This window comes from Streptomyces sp. NPDC004752, assembly GCF_053601275.1.
The window spans coordinates 22,628-28,940 of sequence record NZ_JBSGBN010000041.1; the positions used below are offsets into that span (position 1 = coordinate 22,628).

Sequence of the window (6,313 nt, forward strand, 5' to 3'; positions counted from 1 at the left end):
GTCGGGTGCGGGGTGGTCGGCTAGTTGTGACGTGGTCGTGACAGGTGGGTGGCTAGGGTGGCGGCATGTACGCGCGGGGGCACACACTCAAACTCACGGCGGTGTCGGTGCTGGTCATGCTGTCGCTGACCGGATTCTCGACGGGACGTCACGGCCGTGGCCATCACCACGGCGGCGGCGGGGACGGCGGCGGTTGCAGCAGTTCCAGTCAGGATCACGACACGTCGTCGTCCTCGTCCGGCGGCTCCGGTTCGTACCGGGACACGTACCACGACGATGACGACGATGACGACACCGGCTACGGCACCGACGACGGTTACGGCACCGATGACAGTTACGGCAGTGGCGGCGCCGGTACGAGCGGGCCTGGCCGGGCGGACGCGACGGCGAGGCTGGTGAGCTGCGCGACGAAGAAGGCGCCGTACGCGACCGTCGAGGTCGAGAACCCCAACAGCACGGGCGGGACGTTCGCCGTCACCGTCGACTTCGAGGACGCACGCGGCGGCCGGATCGCCTCCGAGGTCCAGGAGGTCGATGTGGCCGCGCTCGATACCGCCACGGTGAAGGTGTACGTCGGCGGCTCCGCCCGTGCGGCCCGGGTCGGCCGGTGCGACCTGGACCCGTCGGCCCCGGCCGTCGGCTGACCCGTCGGCCCCGGCCGTCGGCTGACCCGGCCGTCCCGGCTGTCGGCTGACCCGGCCGTCCGCCGCTCGGCCGCTCGCGGCCCGGTCGCCGCTCACCGGGTACGGAAATCCCCGGTGCGGCGGGCGGCGAACAGCTCCGCCTGGCGGTGCGTGGGCAGGTTCCCCAAGAGAGACGAGGTGCGGGGCCCGGGGCGAACTCCTGGGCCGGCGCGCCCTCCCGGGCGGTCCACAGCGCGCGCACCGTCCCCTGTACGGCTCGGCCGGATACCCTGCACGGCTCGGCCGGATACCGTGCACGGCCTCGGCCGGATACCCGGCCATGGCGGCGGCGCGGGCCCGCGCGGTGGCCAACGCCCCGCCGTGCCCGGTCAGTTCGGAGACCAGTCCGAGGTTCGTGGGCGCGGAAGCGGCGCGCCGCGCGGAGATTCGCTCGGCGGTGCCCATCAGCCACGGTCAGCCATGTTCATCCATACTCATCGTCGGCGGCTTCAACGCCTACCCGGCCGAGATCGAGCAACTCCTCGCCCGGCACCCGGACATGGCCGACGCGGTGGTGATCGGCGTCTTCGATCCGCGCGCGGCGAGGCCGGCAAGGCGTTCGTGGTCCGCCGCCCCGGCGTCCTGTTGACCGCCGACGACCTGATCGCCTGGTCGCGCCGGGCGATGGCTGATTACAAGGTCCCAAGGACGGTGCACCGGGGCCGACTTGACGCGCCTCGGCCGCGGCGGCTCCCCTCCGCGCCGCCGCGGCCGATCCCCGTCTGCAGGCAGATCTACTTGCCGTCCAGGTCCAGCGCGGGCGGCGCGGGCATGGCGTTGTTGAGTGTCGTGACGGCCTCGTCCTCGGCAACCTTGGCGGGCGGCGTGGGCATGGCGTTGTTGAGTGTGGTGATCGCCTCGTCCTCGGCAACCTCGGCGGGCGGCCTGGGCATCGCGTTGTTCTTCGCCGAGACGGTCGCGTCCTTCTTCTGGTCGCTCATGGGCCTGAGTTCCTCTTGTTCGGTGACGAGTGAGGAACGCCCGTCCGGAAGCTCCCCCGAGGGCTGCCGGACGGGCGCTCGGAGCCGCAGATTAACCGGTCGGGCTCCACGTCAGGCCGCCTGCCCCCCGACGCGACGGTCTGACAGGAACGAGGATGCCGGGTGGCGATAAACGAACGCTGAACGCCGATGATCTACCGGGGAGAAGCGCATCGATCAGGCCGGGGAGAAGCGCATCGGTCAGGCCGCGGAGGCGGGTGCGAGGAGCAGGCGCACGATGTCGGCCTCCTGCGCGCCGCACTGTTCGTAGAGGTTGAGCGCCTCACGCCAACAGGCCCTGGCCCGGTCCACCTGCCCCAACGCGCCCAGCGCCTGTCCCAAAAGCGTCAGGACGTTCCCCCGCATCCGGTCACCGCCGATGCAGCCCAGGGCGAGCGCCTGTTCCGCGTGCTGGGCCGCCTGCGCGGGGCGATGCCTGGCGAGATGCACCTGTGCGATGCGGAAATTGGTCACGCCCTCCCACAGCCGCTGCCGGTGGTCGTTGAAGATGCGCAGGGCCTCGGCGAACTCGTCGAGCGCCTCGGCATGACGGCCGGCTTGGTTCAGGGCGACCCCCAGCGCGAACCGACTGTTGGCGAGTCGCACCGAGCGGCCGATCTCACTGTGTGCCGCGAGGCCGCGTTGGGCGATCTCGACCGCCTGGGCGGTATCACCCATGCCCAGGTAGGCACGGGACAGATTGCCCAGGACGGTGGCTTCGAACGGCCGGTTCCCCGCCGCCCGCAGCCCTTCGAGCGCCTGGTCGAAGAAGACCTTGCCGTCGGCGAACCGGCTCTGGTGCAGACAGATGAGGCCCCGGTTGTTGGCCACCCAGCTGACGGCGGTCGCGTCCCGCTCGGCCTCCGCGAGTTCCATGGCGACGCGGGCCTCGTCCTCCGACTGCTCGATACGACCGGAGACCAGCAGCACATCGCTGAGGACCGTACGGGCCCTGCCCTCGGCCCGTTCGTCGCCCATGGCCCGGGTGGCCTCACAGGTGGCCCTGGCCGTCATCTCGTACTGATACGAGCTGGCCCCCGACTCGGTCAGGTCCTTGGCCACCCACAGCAGATCGACCGCCCGGCGCAGCCTCCCGGTTCCCGCCGCCTGCCGTACGCAGGCCAGCAGCGGCCCGGCCTCCGTGTACAACCAGTCGAGGGCCGCCGCCCCCTCGGTGAAACTCAGCCCGGGATGGCGTGTGGGTTCCAGGTCGTCGACCAGCCGGTCCCGGGGCTGCTCGATCGCGTACACCTGCGCCGTCGACGCCAGGTAGAAGTCCAGCAACCGCGACAGCGCCGCGTCCCGTTCGCCCGGCGGATGCTCGTCGCGTTCCGCGCAGGCGCGGGCATACAGGCGGACCAGGTCGTGGAAGCGGTAGCGGCCGGGGGCCGCGGACTCCAGCAGGGAGGTGTCCACCAGGGATTCCAGCAGGTCCTCGGTCGCCTCCGGCGGCAGGTCCAGCACGGCCGCCGCCGCGGCGAGCGAGATGTCCGGCCCGTCCGCCAGGCCCAGCAGGCGAAAGGCCCGGGCCTGGGACGGCTCCAACTGGCCGTAGCCCAGCTCGAACGTCGCCTTGACCGCGAGGTCACCGGCCTGCAACTCGTCCAGCCGGCGCCGTTCGTCCGCCAGCTTCGCCGCGAGGACGGACACCGTCCAGGTGCGCCGGGAGGCCAGCCGGGAGGCGGCGATCCGGATCGCCAGGGGCAGGAAGCCGCAGGCCGCCACGACATCCAGCGCCGCCTCCCGTTCCGCGGCGACCCGCTCCGCCCCGACGATCTTCGTGAACAGGGACAGCGCCTCGTCCGGGGACATCACGTCCAGGTCCACCAGGTGGGCACCGGCCAGGTCCACCATCCGGACGCGCGAGGTGACCAGCGCGGCGCAGCCCTCCGTGCCGGGCAGCAGCGGCCGTACCTGCGCCGCGTCGCGGGCGTTGTCCAGGAGCACCAGGACCCGCCGGCCGTCCAGCACCGACCGGTACAGCGCGGCCCGGTCCTCCAGCGAGTCGGGGATGGCCGTGTCCGCCGTGCCGAGCGCCCGGAGGAACGAGCCGAGGACCGTCTCCGGTTCCGCCGCGCGCGGCCCGGCGCCCTGTAGGTCGACGTACAGATGCCCGTCGGGGAAGGCGGCCCGGGACTGGTGGGCCACATGCACGGCCAGGGTGGTCTTTCCGACGCCGCCGATCCCGGCGAGCGCCGATACGGCCATCACCCGGCCCTCGGCCTCCGTGGCGGAGGTGAGGATCTGGCTCAGCTCGGTGACGAAGGCGGCACGTCCGGTGAAGTCGGGCACGGTGGCCGGGAGTTGGGCGGGGCGGACCGGGACCGGAGGGGGCTCGGCGAGGGGCGCGGAGGGTTCGGCGAGGGCCGGGTCCGCCTGGAGGATGCGCTGCTGGAGGGCGCGCAGACCGGGGCGCGGGTCGACGCCCAGCTCCTCGGCGAGCAGCCGCCGGGTGTCGGCGTACACGGCGAGCGCCTCGGCCTGCCGGCCGCTGCGGTAGAGCGCCAGCATCAGCAGCTCGCGCAGCCGTTCACGCAGGGGGTGCGCCGCGGTCAGCGCCGTCAGCTCCGACACCGCCTCCGCATGGCAGCCCTGTTCCAGGTCCATGTCGAGGCGGGTTTCGAGGAGTTGCAGCCGCCACTCGTCGAGCCGTACCCGCTGTGCGTCGGCGTACGGCCCGGGCACGCCCGCGAGCGGCTCGCCGTCCCACAGTGCCAGCGCCCGGTTGAGTACGTCCCGCGCATGGCACAGGTCGCCTGCGGTGCGGGCCTTCTCCGCCTCCGTCACGAGATCCTGCGCCGTCGCCAGGTCCAGGGCGCCCTCGCCGAGGCCGCGCACCGCGTAGCCGCCCGACTCGCTGACCAGGACGCCGGGGCCGAGCGCCTTGCGCAGGCGCGAGGCGTACGTCCGTACGGCGGCGAGGGCTTGCTGGGGCGGCTCGGTGCCCCAGAGCGCGTCGATCAGCTCCGGCGCGGTCGCCGTCCTGCCCTCGCGCAGCAGCAGGGCGGCGAGCAGGGCGCGCTGCTGCGGGGAGCCGGTGCTGAGCGGCTCCCCGCCGTGCCAGGCGCGCACCGGACCGAGCACGCTGAAGCGCAGCGCCGCCGGCTCCTGCGCCGAGGAGCCGGGACGCCGCTGCTCCGGCACTCGCGGTCCACCGTCCATGCGTTCGTCCCCCTAGGCATCCCGAACAACTACGTCAGTTTGCCTTGTACCGGGCGGATGCGTCAGCCGTGCGAGACGGCGATCACAGGAGCGCGCGGGAGTCCGCGATTTCCTCACGCCTTCTTCGCATATTTCCGCATGGTCTTCGCGGGTTCGGTCGCCCGCACTGGAGTTGACGGACGGCTGATGGACAGTTGACGGACGTGGGCAGCTGGCGGACCATCAGTTCGCTGCTGCCGTGGGCGTCATGGAGACCCGAGCCGCAGTCCCCTCCCCGGAGATCATCCATTCCCCGGAGATCATCCATGCGTCGCCCGCTCAGCGCGTCAGGTCCACCCGCACCGTCAGCAGGTCCGTGCCGAAGGTCCGCACCGCGGCGCTGTTCAGCCGGGGCAGGCCGCGCAGGCGGGCCACGGCGTCGTCGTCCGGGAGGAGGTGCGCGGTACCGGTGTGCCAGCGTCCCTTGATGCGGACCCGGACCCGGGGATCGGCCTGGATGTTCCGTACGTACTGGGACTTCAGGCCGAACTCCGAGACCAGCCAGAAGGAGTCACCTACGCGCCGCCCGCCCACCGGGGTGCGCCGGGGCCGACCGGAGGTACGGCCCGTCGTCTCCAGCACGGTCTGCAACGGAAGCCGCCGGGTGAGCGGATTGGCCAGATGACGCTGAATCCGGGTCACGATGCGGTGCTTCAACTCTGGTCGGCGGGACATCGGATCTCCGTACGTTGTCGGGCGGCGGGAACGGGTTCCTACTTCCTGCGACGGTACGCCCATGGGTCCTCCTGGGACGGTATGTCCGTGGGCCTCATGGGGCGGTACGTCCGTGGGCGCCATGGCACGGATGGCACGGTACGTCCATGAGCGTCGAGGCCGAGATCATCCGTACCCGCCGGCTGGAACTGCGTCCGCTGCGCGTCGAGGACGCCGAGGAGATGGCCGCCGTACTGTCCGACCCCGCCCTGCACACCTTCATCGGCGGCACCCCCGCCACCCCGCAGGACCTGCGCTCGCGCTACCGGCGGTTGACGGCGGGCTCCCCCGACCCCGCCGTCACCTGGCTGAACTGGGTGGTGCTGCGGCACGCCGAGGACCGGCTGACGGGCACCGTCCAGGCGACGATCACCGCCGCCGACGGGGGACCGGTCGCCGAGGTCGCCTGGGTGGTGGGCACACCGTGGCAGGGGCAGGGCATCGCCACCGAGGCGGCCCGGGCACTCGTCGGCTGGCTCGGCCTGCGGCCGGTGCGCAGGATCATCGCGCATGTGCACCCCGAGCACCACGCGTCCGCCGCCGTCGCCGCCGCTGCCGGTCTGGAACCGACCGACGAGTGGCAGGACGGCGAGCTGCGCTGGGCCCGTGCCGTCAGCGGCGACCCAGGACGCTCGTGACCTGGAACCCGACTACGCGGCGGTGGTCGCCGACGTGGGCGGGGGCGCCGCTGCGGGGGATTACCGCCCGGTGATCTGGGTCAGGGGAGCGTGGGTC

At 72.5% G+C, this 6,313-nt stretch carries 5 protein-coding genes and 1 pseudogene; 3 read left to right on the plus strand and 3 right to left on the minus strand.

The features are described 5' to 3' along the window. Positions 1–65 precede the first annotated feature (65 nt). Complete coding sequence (locus ACWEKM_RS18980; protein WP_451622325.1) at positions 66–644, plus strand: hypothetical protein; 579 nt, start codon at positions 66–68, stop codon at positions 642–644. Between the two features lie 469 nt (positions 645–1,113). Beyond that, positions 1,114–1,337, plus strand: a pseudogene (locus ACWEKM_RS18985) (AMP-binding enzyme); the annotation flags it as partial. Between the two features lie 80 nt (positions 1,338–1,417). Here ACWEKM_RS18985 and ACWEKM_RS18990 read toward each other — a convergent pair. The 3 genes from ACWEKM_RS18990 to ACWEKM_RS19000 form a co-directional block, all read right to left on the minus strand. After that, on the minus strand, positions 1,418–1,624 hold the full coding sequence (locus ACWEKM_RS18990; protein ID WP_451622326.1) for a hypothetical protein: 207 nt from the start codon (positions 1,622–1,624) through the stop codon (positions 1,418–1,420). A 240-nt stretch (positions 1,625–1,864) separates the two neighbouring features. Next, positions 1,865–4,825, minus strand: a complete 2,961-nt coding sequence (locus ACWEKM_RS18995) for an AfsR/SARP family transcriptional regulator (RefSeq protein WP_451622327.1) — start codon at positions 4,823–4,825, stop codon at positions 1,865–1,867. Between the two features lie 318 nt (positions 4,826–5,143). Further along, complete coding sequence (locus ACWEKM_RS19000; RefSeq protein ID WP_451622328.1) at positions 5,144–5,539, minus strand: nitroreductase/quinone reductase family protein; 396 nt, start codon at positions 5,537–5,539, stop codon at positions 5,144–5,146. Positions 5,540–5,685: 146 nt separating this feature from the next. Between ACWEKM_RS19000 and ACWEKM_RS19005 the strand changes: the two genes are divergently transcribed. Further along, positions 5,686–6,216, plus strand: a complete 531-nt coding sequence (locus tag ACWEKM_RS19005; RefSeq protein WP_451622329.1) for a GNAT family N-acetyltransferase — start codon at positions 5,686–5,688, stop codon at positions 6,214–6,216. The last annotated feature ends 97 nt before the right edge of the window (positions 6,217–6,313 follow it).